Source organism: Salinibacillus aidingensis (assembly GCF_039522525.1).
Classification (GTDB): Bacteria; Bacillota; Bacilli; order Bacillales; family Alkalibacillaceae; genus Salinibacillus; species Salinibacillus aidingensis.
The window spans coordinates 59,541-77,125 of record NZ_BAAADO010000006.1 but is presented as its reverse complement, the minus strand read 5'-3'; the positions used below and the strand labels follow the sequence as shown (position 1 = coordinate 77,125).

The following is a 17,585-nucleotide window of genomic DNA, read 5'->3' as shown; positions in this document are numbered from 1 at the left end:
CTATTTTAAATAGGAATTACTCCTTATCGTTTAAGGCTGCAACACCTGGAAGAACTTTTCCTTCCATAAATTCAAGGGAAGCACCGCCACCGGTTGAAATATGGTCCATACGGTCAGCCATGCCAAACTTTTCGACAGCTGCTGCAGAGTCCCCACCGCCGATAACGGTATAAGCATCCGTTTCAGCAAGAGATTCGGCAACAGATTTTGTACCATTGGCAAACAATTCGAGCTCAAATACACCCATTGGTCCATTCCAAATCACCAGTTTGGAGTCTTTAATAACCTGGTCAAAGGTCTTCCGTGTTTCCGGTCCAATATCCATACCTTCCCAGTCAGAAGGAATATCTTCAATGGAGACCACCTTTGTATTGGCTTCTTCAGAAAAGTCATCGCCTACAACAACATCCTTAGGAAGGTATAAGTTTACGCCCTTCTCTTTGGCTTTGTTCATGTAATCCTTGGCCATATCAATTTTATCTTCTTCTAATAATGACTTTCCAATCTCATGACCCATGGCTTTAATAAATGTGTAAGCAAGGCCCCCGCCAAGGATTAAATGATCGGCTTTATCAATCAAGTGATCAATAACTCCAATTTTATCTTTAACTTTGGCACCACCAATGATGGCTGTAAATGGACGATCTGGATTTTCTAATGCATTGCCCAATACTTTCAGCTCTTTCTCCATAAGGAATCCGGCTACAGCTGGGAGATATTGAGCCACACCTTCAGTGGAAGCATGGGCACGGTGAGCAGCTCCGAATGCATCATTCACATACAAATCTGCTAAATCTGCAAAGGCCTTCGCAAGCTCTGCATCATTTTTCTTTTCTCCTGCTTCAAAACGTACATTTTCAAGTAAAACAACATCGCCATTTTCCATTTCCTTAATCGCCTGATTTACTTCATCACCGTAAACCTGATCCGTTTTGGTAACCGGTTTGTTGAGATGATCACTCAACCGTTGGGCAACAGGATCAAGACGTAATTCATCAACCACTTCACCTTTTGGACGCCCCAGGTGACTGGCCAGAATAACTTTAGCACCATTTCCAACAAGGAATTCGATGGTTGGCAAGGCTGCCTTTATTCTGGTTTCATCGGTGATTTCTCCATCCTTCATCGGTACGTTAAAATCAACACGACAGAAAACCTTCTTCCCTTTCACATCAACATCACGGATTGTCTGTTTGTTCATGACAAAGCCCTCCTTTTGTTGAGCCATATGTATAAGCTATTTTAAAAACATTACAAGGAGGAGGGATATTCCCTTCCTCCTTTTGTGTTAAATCTATCCTGTTAGGGGAGGTTATTTTCCTCTACTGGTATTATAAACCTTTGCTGGCAATATATGCAGCCAGGTCTACACAACGGTTGGAGTAACCGGACTCGTTATCATACCAGGAAATAACCTTAACCATGTTGTCTTCAAGTACTTGAGTTGTCAGCGCATCAATGGTTGAAGATTCTGTGCTTCCGTTATAGTCACGGGAAACTAATGGCTCTTCGGAGTAACCAAGTACACCTTTAAGCTCACCTTCAGCAGCTTCCTTAAGCGCAGCATTTACATCTTCAGCTGTTACATTTTCATCAAGCTCGGCCACTAAGTCTACAAGGGAAACGTTTGGTGTTGGCACACGCATAGCCATACCATTTAATTTGCCTTCAAGCTCTGGAAGTACAAGGGAAACAGCTTTTGCTGCACCAGTTGTAGTTGGAATAATATTTTCACTTGCTGCACGGGCACGACGATAGTCTTTATGTGGTAAGTCCAGGATTTGCTGGTCATTTGTATAAGAGTGAACAGTTGTCATAAGTCCACGCTTAATACCGAACTTATCATTTAGCACTTTCGCAAATGGTGCCAGGCAGTTTGTTGTACAGGATGCATTGGAAAGTACGTGATGACTTTCAGGGTCATACTTGTCTTCGTTAACGCCCATAACGACTGTAAGGTCTTCCTGCTTAGCTGGTGCAGAGATGATAACCTTTTTCGCACCTGCATCAAGGTGTTTCTTAGCATCGTCACGCTGAGTGAAACGACCTGTGGATTCGATAACAATCTCAACGCCAAGGTCTCCCCAGCCTAAGTTTGCAGGATCTCTTTCAGAAAGTACTTGAATAGTTTTACCACCTACGACAAGGTTTTCACCATCAACAGTTACTTCCTGGTCAAGCTTCCCATGAACAGTATCGTATTGAAGAAGGTGGGCCAGCATATTAGCATCAGTTAAATCATTGATAGCCACAACCTCTACATCATTGTTATTTAGTGCTGCACGGAATACGTTACGACCAATTCGGCCAAAACCGTTAATCCCTACTTTTACCATTTATAATTCCTCCTTAGAAATTTAAATCATATTTTATGTGAAAGGGTTATCCCTTTAACAGCTTTTCTGCTGCAGCTTCATCGGTTATAAGAACATTGCTTTGCCCTTGCTTGAAATAGGATTCAATCGCATCAGCTTTGGATGTTCCACCTGCTACAGCTATAACTTGGTTTATCTTTTGCAAATCTTCCATCTGCAATCCAACGGTCCGGACTTTGTGTACAATGTTTCCGGATTTATCAAAGTAATATCCAAAAGCTTCTCCTGCACCGTCAGCTTCCTTTATTTTCTCCAACTGACTTTTCGGCGTTTTTCTTCTGTTCGCCATCGTGATCGCATCACCGATTCCGTGTAAAACGATATCTGCATTCTGAATTTCATTGGATATTTCCTTCACAGCTGGTTCTTCTATAATGGATTGATAGGCTTTTTCACTGATTGGATCGGGTACATAAAGAAGCCGGTATTCCCCTTGGGCTCTTTTGGCCATTTGTGCACATATGGTGTTGGCCTGATTTTCAACCTGCTCCCCAAGACCACCACGGGAAGGGACAAACAGGCAATCCTTTTTATTTAAAGGTGTCATAGATTCAGCAACCAGTGACATGGTGCTACCACCTGTAACCGCTATGGTCATGTGGTCCTTAATGACATCCTTCAAGTAGGAAACACAAGCCTTACCTAACTCTTGTTTTACCCTTCTTTCCTTGTCACTATTACCTGGTACCACTATTACTTTATCCAGCTGGAGTTTTTCCTTTACCTGGTGCTCAAGAACCTTCACACCGGAAATCTCTCTCATAAGCTGCTCCAGCTGTTCGGCAATCCTTGCTCCTTCTGTTGTCATATGTATTCCCTTTGAAGTAATGTCCACAAAGCCCTGCTTCTGGAAAAATTCAACTTCCCCGCGCACGAGTCGTTCCGTAAGCTTGACCTGTTCGGCTAAGCTTCTTCGCCCAATAGGCTGTAACAACTCTATACTTTTTAATAAATTTGTGCGCCGTTCCATAATTTCCATAACTTCCGGGAAAACTTTCTGTTGTAAAGAAATCAGGTCTTTCATGTGCAAGCCCCTTTTAAGTGATACATCAGTGTGACCAAGCCTTTGCTGACCATCGGGTTGTTTTCGTCCCACCATGGACTATTTTGTCCCGAATGCTGCAAAAAAATACATCAATTCTTAATTCTTAGTTTATCAATCCACTTTTCATTATGCAATTATCTTAGCTTTTTGTCAAAAACTTTTCTTATTTGTTGAAGATTCATTTGCGAGCCGTCGATTTCTTCCCCATCCACACGAATAACAGGGATCGAAATCTGATATTTCTCCAGTAGCTGATCATCCTGATAAATATCCTTTTCCTCTATATTAAACTCATATTCCGTCTGCAGCAGCATTAAAAGGCTGCGTGCTTCATCACATAGCGGACAATTCTCTTTGGTATAAAAAATAATGTTGTTCTTCATTTGTTTCGTCTCCTTTTTCGTTTGCTCGAGGAAGGCAGCTTAAGTGCTAATCGGTATTTTGCCACGGTACGCCTTGAGACTTCAATCTGAAACTCATTTTTCAGCATTTCTGATAGTTTCTGATCAGATAAAGGCTTTTGCTTATCCTCATGCGAAATCATTTCCTTAATAAGATGTTTGATTGCATAGGCACTCACATCACCTGTTCCCCCCTGAAGTCCGGGCTGAAAGAAAAACTTCACAGGAAACATGCCATGAGGGGTTTGTAAGTATTTTTCCTTCACAGCACGGCTTACAGTAGAAACATGTAAGCCTGTTTCTTCAGCGATCTCCCGCAGTACCAGTGGTTTCAAATGCTCAGGACCATAATCAAAGAAAGCAATCTGTCGTCTGACAATGGATTTAAAAACCCGATCAAGACTGTCCAAACGCTGGGAAAGTGCTTTTTGCAGCCATTTCCCCTCTTGTGTATACTTTTGAAAAAAATCTCTTTCTTCCGGGGATAATCTGCTATGATCTATAGAATAGTCAACAATCGTAATCGTCGGACTGTTCCAACCAGTCAGTGCCACCTTCCAGACCCCATTACTTTGAAATACCTCGCCATCAGGAATGATTGGAGACGATGTATTCCCGGCAACCAGTATGCCCGGTTTCGGATGAAGGCTTTGGATATCCTGAATCGCCTCCTCAATGGCTGCTTCAGAAACTCCATACTCCATCATTAAATCTTCCACCCGGTCATCAGCAATCCAATCCAGGTGGTTGGTAACGATATTTATAGCCAGGCGACTGGGCGCTGAACTCCGAAAAAGCTGAAGAGCAAGACACTCCTGGAGGTTTCTGGCCCCTATGCCCGCCGGATCCAGACTTTGAATCAGCTCTAAGGCTTCTCCTATCGTTTCCTCATCTGTCTGAAAAGCAAATTGCCAATCGGTTAATGCAATCGTTAAATAGCCATTTTCATCCAGGGAATCAATGCCATACTCTACAATCTGCTTAAATGTAGGTGACAGTTTCTTATCCAGCAACTGCTCTTTTACATATCCGGCTAAATCCTGGCTATCATCGATCCAGAAGCTCTCATCAAATCCCATTCCACGTTTAGCAGGTGTATAATCAGGTACCGTCCTCTCCGTTTCTACTTCTATCAGGGGATTTTCCTTCATTTGCTTTTCTAAAAACTGCTGAAGTTGAAAACCATTATACTGCAGGAGTTCAATAGCCTGCCCGAGCTGCTGTGTCAGCTTCCAGGTGAGCTTTTGTTCCTGCGTTAATTTTGGCTTCATCCTTACGCCTCCCCTTTAAAAAAGAAGTTTATCTATATAAATTATACCAAAAAGTTGCCTTCCTAAGAGTTTTAAAATTTTGCATAAATGTTCCACTTTTTTACATCCTAAAAGTAAGGACTTTTAAAGGAGGTTCAAAATATGAATGGTCTGCAAAGATTCGCATTGTTTTTAACCATTGTCGGAGCTATTAATTGGGGATTAATCGGGTTCTTTAATTTTGATCTGGTAGCTGCACTATTAGGAGGCGGTGATCAGGATGAATTATTACCCCGTATAATTTATGCCGTTGTCGGAATCTGCGGATTGATTTGTCTGCCGTTATTGTTCCGCTCGGATGAGGAAGTGTAATCAAGGGCGGAAATGACGCTGGGTGGCCTCTTAAGATTTCCGAGCAAAAATCCACTAAATTGTAAATACAAAAAAGGCAGCTGTAAAAGCTGCCTTTTTTTGATTAATGAGCGCCCTCGAAGGGAATCGAACCCCTATTACGAGAACCGGAATCTCGCGTGCTATCCGTTACACCACGAGGGCATATTTTTATGTTAAGAAGAAAGCGACATATTTTATTATAAAGCTGAAAAAGGAAAAACGCAAGGGGGGAATAAGAAGCTGTTCAATAAAGTGAAACTTCCATCAGTGGGGGTTTTCTCCATCCCCCACTTAGTCTTGTTGGGTTACCCTCAAAACTTGAAGTCGGGGTATTACGGCCAGTTAATACGTGATAATTAAATATTATCATCAATCAAAGACATTTCACCCTATATACCTGATGAAATTCCCCTTGTATATCTCTATCCTATACAGGAGAGGATAGTAGGGATTAGTTTCTGATGTGATACATATAATTTAAGGTAAAAGTCTGGCAGGAAAGATAAAGAAAAGCACGAATGAAAACAATAAAGAGAATGAATGTTTTTCGTTTGACCTTTATTGACCAATTAGGTATGATAAACATGTCAACAAAAAAATGACCAGTAAAAGCTAGCTAATCAGTTAGCCAGACGAAAATACTTAGGAAACAAGGAGGATCACTTTATGAATTTAATCCCAACGGTTATTGAACAAACCAATCGCGGTGAACGTGCTTATGATATTTACTCAAGACTGCTGAAGGACCGTATTATTATGCTGGGAAGCGGAATTGACGACAATGTTGCCAACACTGTCGTAGCCCAAATGCTTTTCCTTGCAGCTGAAGATCCGGATAAAGATATTTCCCTTTACATTAACTCTCCGGGTGGTTCCATCACTGCAGGTATGGCGATTTACGATACCATGCAGTTCATTAAACCTGATGTTTCCACCATCTGCATTGGTATGGCTGCATCCATGGGTGCATTCCTGCTTAATGCCGGAGCAAAAGGTAAACGTTATGCCCTTCCAAACAGTGAAGTCATGATTCACCAGCCACTTGGTGGAACACAAGGGCAGGCTTCTGACATTCAGATTCATGCAGAGCGTATTCTTGAAATGCGTAAAAAGTTAAATCAAATCCTGTCTGAGCGTACAGGACAGCCAATTGAAGTCATCGAGCGCGACACAGACCGCGACAACTTCATGTCCGCTCAGCAAGCCGTTGATTACGGACTTATTGACCAGGTAATGGAGACAAAGAATTAAGCAGTTTAGCTGAAAACCGAAAACACCGTACAAAAGGCATACCAATCGCTGTGATTGGTATGCCTTTTGTTTTTGTCTTTCAATGTGTGCACTCACTCCACCATAACGAATGTGGCTAGTTCATTTATGGCATCCTGTTCATCGGATCCATCGGCCTGGAGAAGAATTTCCTCACCGCTCCCAATAGCCAGGCTCATCAATCCCATAATACTCTTGCCATTTATACGTTTTTGATCTTTTTCAATAAATATATCTGCTGAAAAGCGATTGGCCTCCTGCACAAATTTTGCAGCCGGCCTTGCCTGCAAGCCTGTTGACAATTCAACCGTAACCTTTCGTTCTACCAATCTGTATTCTCCTCTCTGCTCTCCATATCTATGTTTGTATAATATATGTACAATGGCTATCCAAAGGAATAAACCAGCAAAAAATCATTTATGAAAGCGTTTTAATTAAAGCCATTATACCATGGAAAAGGCAAAAAGAAAACGAAAAAATAAAATGAATATTCATTCATTTTAAGATGGAACAAAGGCGGAAGCGCCCGTTTGTCCAGCTGCGGCTCCCAGGCCCAAGCGGTCATAAGCAGAATAACCTCCATGGCCAAAAAGCGGCCACTCCGGATATTCTGCTTATGCCGTCGGGCCTAAACGGTCGCCTCCGCTTTTCTATTAGCGACGTACGGACTGGACTGAGCCGTAGGAGATAAAGTGAAACTTCAATCAGTGGGGTTCATTCCCACTGATTGTTAGTTGAACAAATCGGGTGTTTACTGTCTGTTGACCCCCCATTTATTTCTACAGGGGGTCTTACAGCCGGTTAACTCGCGGAAAAGGAAACACGAGAAACCTTGTGAGTCGATGTTGACTTATCGTACGGAGGTGAAGGAAGTCTCGCTAGTCGCTGGGCGCTGGAGCCGGACGTGGCCTCTCATGTCTTTATTATCCACAAATCGCTTATTTTATAATTTCCTAAGCAACAGCAAAGGACATGGGTACTGACCCATATCCTTTGCCTAACCTTTTGTATTACACTTCACTTATTTCTCCACGTCTTAGTTTTTCAGAAAACTCATCAATCTTTTTCAAACGATGATTAATACCCGACTTACTGATTTTACCTGTCGAAACCAATTCACCCAGTTCTTTCAAAGAAACATCCTGATGTTTCAATCGAAGTTCAGCTATTTCCTGCAAGCGGTCAGGCAGAGCTTCCAGACCAACCGTCTGCTCAATATATCGGATATTTTCAACCTGTCGGAAAGCTGCACCGATTGTTTTATTTAAATTGGCGGTTTCACAGTTCACCAGTCTGTTGACCGAATTCCTCATATCCCTCATAATCCGCACATCTTCAAATTTCAGCAGTGCCTGATGAGCCCCTAAATTAATTAAAAGCTCCGTAATCTTGTCTGCCTCTTTTAAATACGTAATGTAACCCTTACGTCTCTCAAGCGTTCTTGCGTGTAAGTTGAACTTATTCATGAGGCCACATAAGGCTTCATTGTGATCTTCATGTAACGATGAAATCTCCAAATGATATGAGGATGTTTCAGGATTATTTACAGATCCGCCAGCCAGAAAAGCCCCACGTAAATAGGAACGCCTGCAGCAGGTTTTTTCCATGTACTTTTCGGCTATTTCATGGTTGAAGCTAAACGGAGAATCCAGGATCTCAAGCTGCTCGAGGAGAGGCTGAACGTCTTTTTTGAGCCGGACAATATACACATTATTCTTCTTCAGCCGCATTTTCTTTCGTACCAGTAATTCAATCGGATGGCTGTATAATTGTTTTAGTAAGGTGTACATTCTCCGGGCAATCGCAGCATTTTCCGTCTGGATATCCAAAATATATTCCTGATTCGATATGGAGATGGACCCGTTCATTTTAATTAATGCCGACAATTCCGCTTCAACACAGCATGCATCAACTTCGACCTTCGTTAATTCTTTTTTGATATCTGAAGCAAATGACACTTCCCGCACCCCCTCACACTCATTTTTCCATTAATGAATATAATAGTTTTGCAATTTTATCTGTATCATGTCGTAATTTTACTTTCGTGTGGTCAATAATGTCCCCCTCGATAATTTCCAGTCCCATCTTAAGCAGGCGTTGAATATCATAGACAACCGGTTCTGCCTTTTCTTCTTCGTAAAGCTTTTGAACATCATGTTCGATGGGCGCATTGTGAACAACAATAGAATCCACACACTGATCTCCAGTATGATCCTGAATCGCCTGCACATGATCGGCAGCTGTATAGCCCTGTGTTTCTCCGTATTGAGTCATAACATTACAGACATATACCGTTTTACCTGTCCGCTTTTTCAGAGCTTCTCCAATTTCAGGAATAATAATATTGGGAAGGATACTTGTATAAAGACTGCCCGGGGCAATCACAATTAAATCCGCATTTTTAATAGCCTGAATCGCTTCAGGAAGTGGTTCAATATGATCAGGGCTTAAAAATACCCGTTTAATCGTTTTATTAACTAAAGGAATTTGGGATTCACCTGAGATGATACTTCCATCCTCCATTTCCGCATGGAGAAACATATTCTGGTTTGCAATCGGGTAAATCCTGCCTTTTACATTTAATACACGGGAAATTTCCTTAATTCCTTTGTAAAAATCACCGGTAATCGAGGTCATGGCAGCGAGCAGCAAATTCCCCAGTGAATGCCCGGATAAACTGTTCCCATTTTCAAATCGGTGCTGAAACATCTGTAATATCATCGGTTCTGCGTCAGACATGGCTGCAATCACATTACGTATATCACCAGGAGCAGGAATGGCCATTTCGCTGCGCAGGCGTCCGGAACTTCCTCCATCATCAGCTACCGTTACGATAGCAGATAAATCTAATGGATAGTCCTTCAGTCCGCGTATTAACACCGGCATACCTGTACCGCCGCCAATCACCACTACATTGGGTTTCCGTTTATCTCTCATAAACATGGCTATCCTTTCTTTTTGTCAATCTCTCGGTGCGTTACATATGTGTCATATTCGCTTTGGAAATAGTCGGCTATTTTTTCGGCAATAGCCACAGAACGATGCTGTCCGCCTGTACAGCCTACACCCACAACCAACTGACGCTTACCCTCTTTTTTATATTGCGGGAGCATAAAGGACAGCATATCTAACAGTTTATTCATAAAAGTGTCTGTTTCAGCCCATTTAAAAACATATTCCGCAACTTCAGCATCCTTTCCAGTTAAAGGACGCATCGATTCTACATAATGGGGGTTGGGAAGAAAGCGAACATCAAAAACCAGATCGGCATCAATCGGAACCCCATGCTTAAATCCAAAGGAAACGACGTTCATGGAGAAAACATGCTGGGACTGATCCTTAAAAGCCTGCAGAATTTCCTCTCTTAATTTTCGTGGTTTTTTATCAGATGAATCGATAATAATTTGTGCTCTTCCCTTTAGCTCATCGAGTAACTCGCGCTCTTTTTTAATCCCCTCTAAAGGAAGGCCATCCGGAGCTAAAGGATGGGAACGACGCGTTTCTTTGTAGCGGGAAACCAGTACATCATTATCTGCCTCCAGGAAGAGGATTTGTTCAGAAATCCAGTCCTCTTTCCCGACCTGAACTAATGTATCAATTAATGTATCAAAAAACTCTCTTCCTCTTAGGTCCATCACGACAGCTACTTTAGGTGTACGCTGATCGTTTTCTTTCATTAATTCCAGAAACTTCGGAAGCAGTGCGGGCGGTAAATTATCCACACAAAAATACCCTAAATCTTCAAAGCTCTGTACGGCCACTGTTTTTCCTGCCCCTGACATTCCTGTTATAATCACCAGCTCCACTTTTTGTGATTGTTCGCTCATAGGATTGCCCCCTTTACTGCTTAATCGACCTGAAATGAGATAAGTTCATCGTTTGATGTATATGTAAATGTACCATATAACACATCATTTCGATTTAGTATATGTTTATAAATCACCTGGTCTCCTTCAGCCATGTCCTTGTTCAGCACATCACTGACCGGTACCCATTCCAGTTCTCCTTCTCTGCAATATTCATTTAACGTACCCTGATATTGCCGACCGGAAAAGGTAAACATCATCCACTCATCAATCGTCTGATCATCTTCCTTAATAACAAATGTAAAAACACCCTTTAATTCCGGGTCCACGAGTGTTAATCCTGTCTCTTCCGAAAACTCCCGCCTGACTGATTGCTGAATATGCTCACCAGGCTCCATTTTACCTCCTGGTGCGGCATACCAGTTTCTTCGCGGTTTCTTCAACATTAAAATATGATCTTCATATTGTAAAACACAGTTTGTTACGCGCTGCAAATTCATCACCTCAAATGGGAAAGTCACACACCATCATCCTTAATTACAGCTCGTTGTGCGTGGAAAAAATCCATCAGGGTGTGTTTCCCCCTTGTCTCTCCCTTTATTATACTACGAAAAAATAGGAAAACCAATGAACCCGATATGAAATCCCACTGTTTATAATTGCCAGGCTCGTCTTTATTAAAGTCAGGGTATAATGAAGAAATACAAAAATAAAGCACAGGCTATAAAATGGCCTGTGCCTAATAGTGAATCTATCTTTTAAAAGGGGGTCAATTTTTTCTTAATTCTATTGTACCCAAAAATTATTTCACACACATTACAACAGCATTAAAAGGAAATTACGTTTCAGTAAATCTCCTTTAAAATCTGTATTACTGTTCAACCTTCAATTCCTCTAACAGGTTTTCCACATATACCTGTGCAGATTGAGCAGCAATACTTCCGTCACCTGTTGCTGTTACAATCTGGCGTAAATCCTTTTCACGAATATCTCCGGCTGCAAAAATCCCTGAAATTTCTGTTTCCATGTTTTCATTCGTTTTAATATAGCCTTCCTCGTTCGTGATTCCCATATTTTTAAATGGTTCATTAAGCGGGAGCATACCAATGTAGATAAATGCACCATCGATATCCTTCTCATACGTTTCTTCTGTTTTATTATTATAAAGAGTTACGCTGCCCACTTTACCGTCTTTTCCGTTAATCTCTTTCACTTCGGTATCCCAGATAAAGTCGATTTTTTCATTATCAAACGCTCTTTGCTGCAGAATCTTCTGCGCACGCAGTTCATCACGACGGTGTACAATCGTTACTTTATCTGCAAAGCGGGTTAAATAAACGCCTTCCTCAACAGCAGAATCTCCGCCGCCCACAACGATAAGGTTACGACCTTTGAAGAATGCACCGTCACAGACTGCACAGTAGGAAACGCCCCGGCCACCCAGTTCTTCTTCACCAGGTACACCTAATTTTTTATATTCAGCACCGGTTGAAATAATAACGGCACGGGCTTTATATTCCTTTTCACCTGCTATAACCGTTTTATATTCCTTCCCGTCCTTGATTTCCTTTATATCTCCATAGCCATATTCTGCACCAAACTTCTTCGCATGCTCGAACATTTTATTAGACAAATCAGGTCCTAAAATATGGTCAAAGCCCGGATAGTTTTCAACGTCCTCTGTATTCGCCATTTGACCACCCGGAATTCCTCTTTCAAGCATTAGCGTATCCAGGTCGGCACGCGACGTGTAAACAGCTGCTGTAAGACCAGCTGGACCTGCACCGGCGATAATGACATCATAAATTTTGTCCTCGGAAGCCATTGCTATCATTCCCTTCGTTCATACATTTCTTTACCCTTTAGTATTATCGTATTAGATAGGGATTTAAACGTCTATTGAAATGCTCAATCATTTCTTTCAATAGGATGCTGCCTGCCGATTTCTTTTAAACGGGGATGTCGATTGCATCCTTCCTTCCAGACTTCAACAGCCTTTGATTTCAATCCCATCTTATAAGCAGCAATACTGTACCATTTATAGTAAGAAAGGTGATTTTTCAGTTTATGCCTCGGTAAATCTTTAAAACGTTGATATGCCAGCTCATAATGTTCTGTATGGGCAAAAGCTGTTGCAACTTTAAGCCGTTGCTGATCATGTATAGGATAAACATTTTCCAGCCATTCTATGTACTGGCCGGATGTATCCTGTTCACCCATTTCCCAATGAAATATCGCTAAATTTACAATGCTGTGAATGCTGGAAGGGTCTTCTTCATAGGCTTCTTTTTCGAGTTTCAGCGCTCTCTCCTGCTGACCTGAAAAGAACAAGGCCCAGGCAAAGTCATGCTTCGCCAAAACATAGTCAGGATAGCGGGCCATCATGTGCTCTATAATTGGAAGTGCCTGCTCCCAGTCATGATGCTCAAGATAATAAAAAGCCGATTCCTGATAAGTTAATAATTCATCCTCCTCATCAAAAATCCACTCATCCTCATCTTCCTCAATATCATCATTATAAGCCTTTAATAATTCCAGTAACTCCTTTGCCTCATCTGCAAATTCTCCATTTGGGGCTTTATTCAAATAAATTTCTATATTTTTTTGAGCATCCTGAAACAGACCAAGATGAGCATAATTATTAGCCAGTAAATAATAACAATCTACATAGGACTCGCCAAAATCATCAAGAACCTTCATAAGCATCTGGTTCGCCTGATCATAGGCTTTTGTTTCAGTATATAGTACAGACAGCTGGCTTGGGTAAAGTGGATTGTCCGGTTCCAGTTCAATCGCCCGCTTCAGCCATTTCTCTGCTTTTTGAAAGTTATGCTTTTGAAAGGCTTTTACACCTTGTGAAAAATAAAACTCCCCTTCCAATAAGAACGGGATGACATTTAATTGATTATCAATTTGGTGATTCTCGGTATTTGCCATGAAGTGCCTCCTATCAACACATATAACCATTAAAAGTATAACACACTCAGGTGAGGAATAAAATGATTGAGAAAATCGTTTTACAACAAATTTCCCGGTTCAGAAGACCGTTTCCATATATTTATTATTGAGTCATTTGATATCTTGAAGCAACGTCAACGACTGGGTAAAATAGTAATAATATTACATAAAAAGGATGTGGCTGGTATGAAAAGGAAATGGATTTTGTTTTCAGCCATTTTGTTATTATCATTCCTCGGCGCATGTAAAGGTGATCAGGTGACACCGGATGAACGCCTGTCGGAATACATCAGCCTGTGGAATGAACAGAATTTTGATCAAATGTATGAGGATTATTTGTCAGCAACGGCTAAAGAGAACTATGCAAAAGAGGACATGGCTGGTCGCTATAAGGATTTATACAGTGACTTGGAAATAAACGATATTAAAGTCAGTTTTGAAAAGCCGTCGGACGATGAACAGCCCGATTATGAAAAAGTGAAAGAAGCTTCATTTCCCATACATGTGGAAATGAAGTCCATTGCAGGTCCTGTCTCTTTTGACCATGAAATGACACTGGTGAAAGAAACCCGTAACGAAGAAGAAAACTGGTATGTAAATTGGGATACCACTTATATCTTTAAACAACTTGAAGATGGAGATGAAGTCGGCCTCGATACAACCGCCGCTCCCCGCGGACAGATTTTTGACCGGAATGGTAATGGATTGGCGATAAACGATACGTTACCTCTAATGGGCATTAAGCCTTCAGCCATGGAAGGACATGAGCAGGAAACAATCAAGGCATTGTCGGAGCAATTGCATTTAGATGTGGAATACATTAAACAACAGCTGAATCAGGATTGGGTACAGCCCGATTTATTTGTTCCGCTTCGAACCATCAATCCAAATGATCAGGAGCTATTTGACGAACTAATGGCCTTGCCGGGCGTCTTTTACCAGGATCAGGTCGGACGTTACTATCCGTTAGGTGAAGCGGGCGCCCATCTCGTCGGATACACAGGCGATATTACAGCAGAGGAATTAGAGGAGCATGAAGACGGCGGTTATTCTGCCCAGGACAAAATAGGAAAACGAGGACTTGAACTCTTATATGAAGAGGAACTCAGAGGTGAACCGGGAGCAGATATTTCTATCAAAAAGGCCAATGGGCAGAAAGTAACCGTTGCTTCTAAAAAGGCAAAAGCAGGCCAGGATATTCACGTCACTATTGATTCAAAGGTCCAGAAGACGATTTATGAAAAAATGAATCAGCGACAAGGATCGGCCGCTGCCATTCATCCAAAAACCGGGGAAACACTTGCCCTTGTCAGTTCTCCGTCTTTTGATCCAAACGGACTAACGTCCAATGCCTATGCTAAATTATTGGAAGATAAGACCAAACCATTACTTAACCGTTTCACATCCTTATATGCTCCAGGATCAACATTTAAGCCTGTAACAGCGATGATTGGATTGTCATCGGAAGCCATCACACCTGAACAAACCCGAAATATTCAGGGGGAAACGTGGAAAAAGGATGGCTGGGGAAATTATGCCGTCCGCAGAGTAACCGATCCGGGCCACCCTGTAAACCTGGAGGATGCACTGGTTTATTCAGATAACATCTACTTTGCACAAACGGCCTTGGACATTGGTGCTGATAATATGGTTTCCGGACTTAAGAATTTTGGGTTTAATGAAGATATCCCTTACCCCTATGGAATTCCGCAATCCAAAATTTCAAACAGCGGGAACTTGGATGAAGAAATTATGCTTGCTGACACCGGATATGGGCAAGGAGAACTGCAGGTAAGCATTTTGCACCTGACAGCCATGTTTACTCCTGTTTTAAACGAAGGAAATCTTATCAAACCACAGCTTTTGGCGGAACAGGAACCCAAGGTCTGGAAAGAAAATCTGGTCAGTGCTGAACATGCAGATTACATTCACCAGGCTCTGAGAAAAGTCGTTTCCAGTACAAACGGAACAGCCCGGGAAGCAAACATCCAGCAGGTTCCTCTGGCCGGTAAAACAGGAACTGCCGAGCTAAAGGCAAGTCAGGATAAAGAAGGAAAGGAAAACGGTCTCTTTGTTGCCTATGACTCCGAAAACCAGGACCTTATGATTTCTATGCTGCTTAAAAATGTCCAGGATGATGGAGGCAGTGCTTTAGCTGTAGAGCGTGTGAAGGAGGTTTTTGAAGAACTTTATAAATAGTAAATGAGCACTCTCAATATATAAAGAAAGGCTGACCTTAAAGTGTGGTCAGCCCTTCGTATAAAGTGAAACTTCCGTCAGTGGGAGGTTTTCTCCCTCCCCCACTTATGGTTAGTTGAACTTATCAGGAATTTACTGGCCGTTTATCCCCCACTTAGTCTTGATGGGGTACCCTCAAGACTTGAAGTGGGGGTATTACGGCCAGTTCATGCGTGATATGATTAATCTTCTTCCACTGGATGTGTGGCTTCATACATTAGCTGTTCAAGCTGTTCGGTATATTCTTTCTTTTGATCATCAGACCAAGTAAATTGCTTAGCCATATAGGTGATCACCGAATCTTTATGCTCACGAACCCAGTTAATATCAAAGAATAAAGCACCTGTACGTCTTATAAAGAAATCAACCGGTTTATAAACAAGCTCCTGCTCAATGCCGTATCGAAGCATGGCATAGACTACGGGGTCCAGATTTTCAGCTTTGGCTGTGTCCTGCTCATTCTGATATATATCATAAATAGAATCAATATTAGAACCATAGCGTTTAACCAGAGATTCTGCAACGCCTTCATCAAGGCCGGCTTCTGCTCCTTCACGAATCTTCTGAGGGACAAATCTTTCAAAGCCTGAAGAACCTCCTACGTCTCCACCGGAAATTCGTAACTCTTTCGTTTGTGTTCCCGGGAATGATCTACCTTCTTCTTCATGAAGCTGTTTCCCAACCAAATCAACAATGCTTTCGGCCATTTTACGGTAGCCAGTTAATTTTCCGCCTGCAATGGAAATGAACCCGGAGTCCGAAACGAAAATTTCATCTTTACGGGAGATTTCGGAAGGGTCTTTCCCTTCTTCATGGATAAGCGGACGTAAACCTGCCCAGCTTGACTCAATGTCCTCGGCTTTAATTCCAACAGTCGGGAACATATAATCAATCGCCTTTAAGACATAATCCCGGTCCTCTACCGTCATTTTGGGATGTGCAATATTGCCCTCATAAACCGTGTCCGTAGTCCCTACATAGGTTTTTCCTTCTCTCGGAATCGCAAAAACCATACGGCCATCAGGGGTGTCGAAGTAAATGGCCTGCTTCAGAGGGAAACGGTCCTCATCAAATACAAGATGAATCCCTTTTGTAAGATGCAGGTATTTGCCACGCTTGGAGTTGTCTTTTTCTCGTAAGGTATCAACCCATGGACCTGCTGCATTGACAATTTTTTTCGCATATAGCTGGTCATGACTTCCATCGGTTTGATCCTCTGTTTCTACACCTACAACACGGTTATTGTCATAAATGAGATCTGTCACTTTTGTATAGTTCAGGGCAAGTGCTCCCTTTTCTACAGCCTTTTTCATCACTTCAATCGTCAAACGGGCATCATCGGTTTTATATTCTACATAGTAACCTGCCCCCTTAAGACCCTTTGCATTTAACAGTGGCTCTCGATTTATGGCTTCTTCCGGTTTAAACATCTGCCTTCTTTCTGTCTTTTTAACGCCGGCAAGAAAATCATAAACACGTAAACCAATGTTCGTGGTGAATGGACCGAATGTGCCGCCTTTATAAAATGGCAGCATCATCCATTCCGGAGTTGTAACATGAGGACCATTTTCATAAACAATGGCTCGTTCCTTACCTGTTTCGGAAACAACCCCGATTTCAAATTGTTTTAAGTAACGAAGACCACCATGAACGAGCTTTGTTGATCGGCTTGATGTACCTGCTGCGAAGTCCTGCATTTCCACTACAGCTACCTTCATTCCTCGTGTTACCGCATCAAGCGCAATACCTGCACCTGTAATTCCTCCCCCAATAACAAGCAAATCCAGAGATTCGTCCTTCATTTTCCCTTTCATTTCTTTACGATTTAGACTTGAGAACATCGTCCATCG

At 41.9% G+C, this 17,585-nt stretch carries 16 protein-coding genes and 1 tRNA gene; 3 read left to right on the top strand and 14 right to left on the bottom strand.

Annotated elements, in window-relative coordinates; genetic code table 11:
• Nucleotides 1–16: 16 nt before the first annotated feature.
• The 5 genes from ABD006_RS14120 to rpoN all read right to left on the bottom strand — a co-directional run bounded on the left by ABD006_RS14120 (nucleotide 17) and on the right by rpoN (nucleotide 5,092).
• Nucleotides 17–1,201 (bottom strand): phosphoglycerate kinase, encoded by a 1,185-nt coding sequence (locus ABD006_RS14120; protein WP_343842367.1) that lies wholly within the window; start codon nucleotides 1,199–1,201, stop codon nucleotides 17–19.
• Between the two features lie 130 nt (nucleotides 1,202–1,331).
• Nucleotides 1,332–2,336, bottom strand: a complete 1,005-nt coding sequence (gene gap, locus ABD006_RS14115; protein ID WP_044163105.1) for a type I glyceraldehyde-3-phosphate dehydrogenase — start codon at nucleotides 2,334–2,336, stop codon at nucleotides 1,332–1,334.
• A gap of 46 nt (nucleotides 2,337–2,382) precedes the next feature.
• Nucleotides 2,383–3,399, bottom strand: coding sequence for a sugar-binding transcriptional regulator (locus ABD006_RS14110; RefSeq protein WP_343842363.1), 1,017 nt, complete (start codon nucleotides 3,397–3,399; stop codon nucleotides 2,383–2,385).
• 155 nt (nucleotides 3,400–3,554) lie between these two features.
• On the bottom strand, nucleotides 3,555–3,803 hold the full coding sequence (locus ABD006_RS14105) for a glutaredoxin family protein (protein ID WP_343842361.1): 249 nt from the start codon (nucleotides 3,801–3,803) through the stop codon (nucleotides 3,555–3,557).
• On the bottom strand, nucleotides 3,800–5,092 hold the full coding sequence (rpoN, locus tag ABD006_RS14100; protein WP_343842358.1) for an RNA polymerase factor sigma-54: 1,293 nt from the start codon (nucleotides 5,090–5,092) through the stop codon (nucleotides 3,800–3,802). The genes ABD006_RS14105 and rpoN overlap by 4 nt, the downstream gene beginning before the upstream one ends.
• A gap of 141 nt (nucleotides 5,093–5,233) precedes the next feature.
• Here rpoN and ABD006_RS14095 point away from each other — a divergent pair, with 141 nt between their 5' ends.
• Nucleotides 5,234–5,443 carry a DUF378 domain-containing protein gene (locus ABD006_RS14095; protein ID WP_343842356.1) on the top strand — a complete coding sequence of 70 codons (210 nt, stop codon included), beginning with the start codon at nucleotides 5,234–5,236 and terminating at the stop codon, nucleotides 5,441–5,443.
• A 111-nt stretch (nucleotides 5,444–5,554) separates the two neighbouring features.
• Here the strand turns inward: ABD006_RS14095 and ABD006_RS14090 are convergent.
• Nucleotides 5,555–5,626 (bottom strand) — tRNA-Arg (locus ABD006_RS14090).
• A 504-nt stretch (nucleotides 5,627–6,130) separates the two neighbouring features.
• On the opposite strand from ABD006_RS14090, the gene clpP reads away from it, so the two are divergent.
• A complete protein-coding gene (gene clpP, locus ABD006_RS14085; protein ID WP_343842355.1) occupies nucleotides 6,131–6,715 on the top strand; it encodes an ATP-dependent Clp endopeptidase proteolytic subunit ClpP in 585 nt (194 codons plus the stop codon).
• A gap of 92 nt (nucleotides 6,716–6,807) precedes the next feature.
• Here the strand turns inward: clpP and ABD006_RS14080 are convergent, their stop codons facing one another.
• The 7 genes from ABD006_RS14080 to ABD006_RS14050 form a co-directional block, all read right to left on the bottom strand.
• Nucleotides 6,808–7,062 carry an HPr family phosphocarrier protein gene (locus tag ABD006_RS14080; protein ID WP_343842353.1) on the bottom strand — a complete coding sequence of 85 codons (255 nt, stop codon included), beginning with the start codon at nucleotides 7,060–7,062 and terminating at the stop codon, nucleotides 6,808–6,810.
• 681 nt (nucleotides 7,063–7,743) lie between these two features.
• Nucleotides 7,744–8,691 (bottom strand): DNA-binding protein WhiA, encoded by a 948-nt coding sequence (whiA, locus tag ABD006_RS14075; protein WP_343842351.1) that lies wholly within the window; start codon nucleotides 8,689–8,691, stop codon nucleotides 7,744–7,746.
• A 19-nt stretch (nucleotides 8,692–8,710) separates the two neighbouring features.
• Nucleotides 8,711–9,670 (bottom strand): gluconeogenesis factor YvcK family protein, encoded by a 960-nt coding sequence (locus ABD006_RS14070; protein ID WP_343842349.1) that lies wholly within the window; start codon nucleotides 9,668–9,670, stop codon nucleotides 8,711–8,713.
• An 8-nt stretch (nucleotides 9,671–9,678) separates the two neighbouring features.
• Nucleotides 9,679–10,560, bottom strand: a complete 882-nt coding sequence (gene rapZ / locus ABD006_RS14065; protein ID WP_343842346.1) for an RNase adapter RapZ — start codon at nucleotides 10,558–10,560, stop codon at nucleotides 9,679–9,681.
• Between the two features lie 20 nt (nucleotides 10,561–10,580).
• Nucleotides 10,581–11,042: an 8-oxo-dGTP diphosphatase gene (locus ABD006_RS14060; RefSeq protein WP_343842344.1), complete on the bottom strand. Its 462-nt coding sequence runs from the start codon at nucleotides 11,040–11,042 to the stop codon at nucleotides 10,581–10,583.
• Between the two features lie 368 nt (nucleotides 11,043–11,410).
• Nucleotides 11,411–12,364 carry a thioredoxin-disulfide reductase gene (gene trxB / locus ABD006_RS14055; RefSeq protein WP_343842341.1) on the bottom strand — a complete coding sequence of 318 codons (954 nt, stop codon included), beginning with the start codon at nucleotides 12,362–12,364 and terminating at the stop codon, nucleotides 11,411–11,413.
• 83 nt (nucleotides 12,365–12,447) lie between these two features.
• The gene (locus ABD006_RS14050) at nucleotides 12,448–13,476 is read right to left on the bottom strand and encodes a tetratricopeptide repeat protein (RefSeq protein WP_343842338.1); all 1,029 of its coding nucleotides are present in this window, start codon (nucleotides 13,474–13,476) and stop codon (nucleotides 12,448–12,450) included.
• Nucleotides 13,477–13,683: 207 nt separating this feature from the next.
• Between ABD006_RS14050 and ABD006_RS14045 the strand changes: the two genes are divergently transcribed.
• Entirely contained in the window at nucleotides 13,684–15,696 is a 2,013-nt protein-coding gene (locus tag ABD006_RS14045) for a penicillin-binding transpeptidase domain-containing protein (RefSeq protein ID WP_343842335.1), read from the top strand.
• Nucleotides 15,697–15,917: 221 nt separating this feature from the next.
• Here ABD006_RS14045 and ABD006_RS14040 read toward each other — a convergent pair whose 3' ends face one another.
• Complete coding sequence (locus ABD006_RS14040; protein ID WP_343842334.1) at nucleotides 15,918–17,576, bottom strand: glycerol-3-phosphate dehydrogenase/oxidase; 1,659 nt, start codon at nucleotides 17,574–17,576, stop codon at nucleotides 15,918–15,920.
• Between the last annotated feature and the right edge of the window lie 9 nt (nucleotides 17,577–17,585).

Bases quoted from the DNA above. Each gene is read 5' to 3' on its own strand.
- ABD006_RS14040 (WP_343842334.1), bottom strand. From the start codon at position 17,576: ATGTTCTCAAGTCTAAATCGTAAAGAAATGAAAGGGAAAATGAAGGAC.
- ABD006_RS14050 (WP_343842338.1), bottom strand. From the start codon at position 13,476: ATGGCAAATACCGAGAATCACCAAATTGATAATCAATTAAATGTCATC.
- rpoN (WP_343842358.1), bottom strand. From the start codon at position 5,092: ATGAAGCCAAAATTAACGCAGGAACAAAAGCTCACCTGGAAGCTGACA.
- ABD006_RS14110 (WP_343842363.1), bottom strand. From the start codon at position 3,399: ATGAAAGACCTGATTTCTTTACAACAGAAAGTTTTCCCGGAAGTTATG.
- ABD006_RS14070 (WP_343842349.1), bottom strand. From the start codon at position 9,670: ATGAGAGATAAACGGAAACCCAATGTAGTGGTGATTGGCGGCGGTACA.
- ABD006_RS14120 (WP_343842367.1), bottom strand. From the start codon at position 1,201: ATGAACAAACAGACAATCCGTGATGTTGATGTGAAAGGGAAGAAGGTT.
- rapZ (WP_343842346.1), bottom strand. From the start codon at position 10,560: ATGAGCGAACAATCACAAAAAGTGGAGCTGGTGATTATAACAGGAATG.
- ABD006_RS14105 (WP_343842361.1), bottom strand. From the start codon at position 3,803: ATGAAGAACAACATTATTTTTTATACCAAAGAGAATTGTCCGCTATGT.
- gap (WP_044163105.1), bottom strand. From the start codon at position 2,336: ATGGTAAAAGTAGGGATTAACGGTTTTGGCCGAATTGGTCGTAACGTA.
- clpP (WP_343842355.1), top strand. From the start codon at position 6,131: ATGAATTTAATCCCAACGGTTATTGAACAAACCAATCGCGGTGAACGT.
- ABD006_RS14045 (WP_343842335.1), top strand. From the start codon at position 13,684: ATGAAAAGGAAATGGATTTTGTTTTCAGCCATTTTGTTATTATCATTC.
- trxB (WP_343842341.1), bottom strand. From the start codon at position 12,364: ATGGCTTCCGAGGACAAAATTTATGATGTCATTATCGCCGGTGCAGGT.
- ABD006_RS14095 (WP_343842356.1), top strand. From the start codon at position 5,234: ATGAATGGTCTGCAAAGATTCGCATTGTTTTTAACCATTGTCGGAGCT.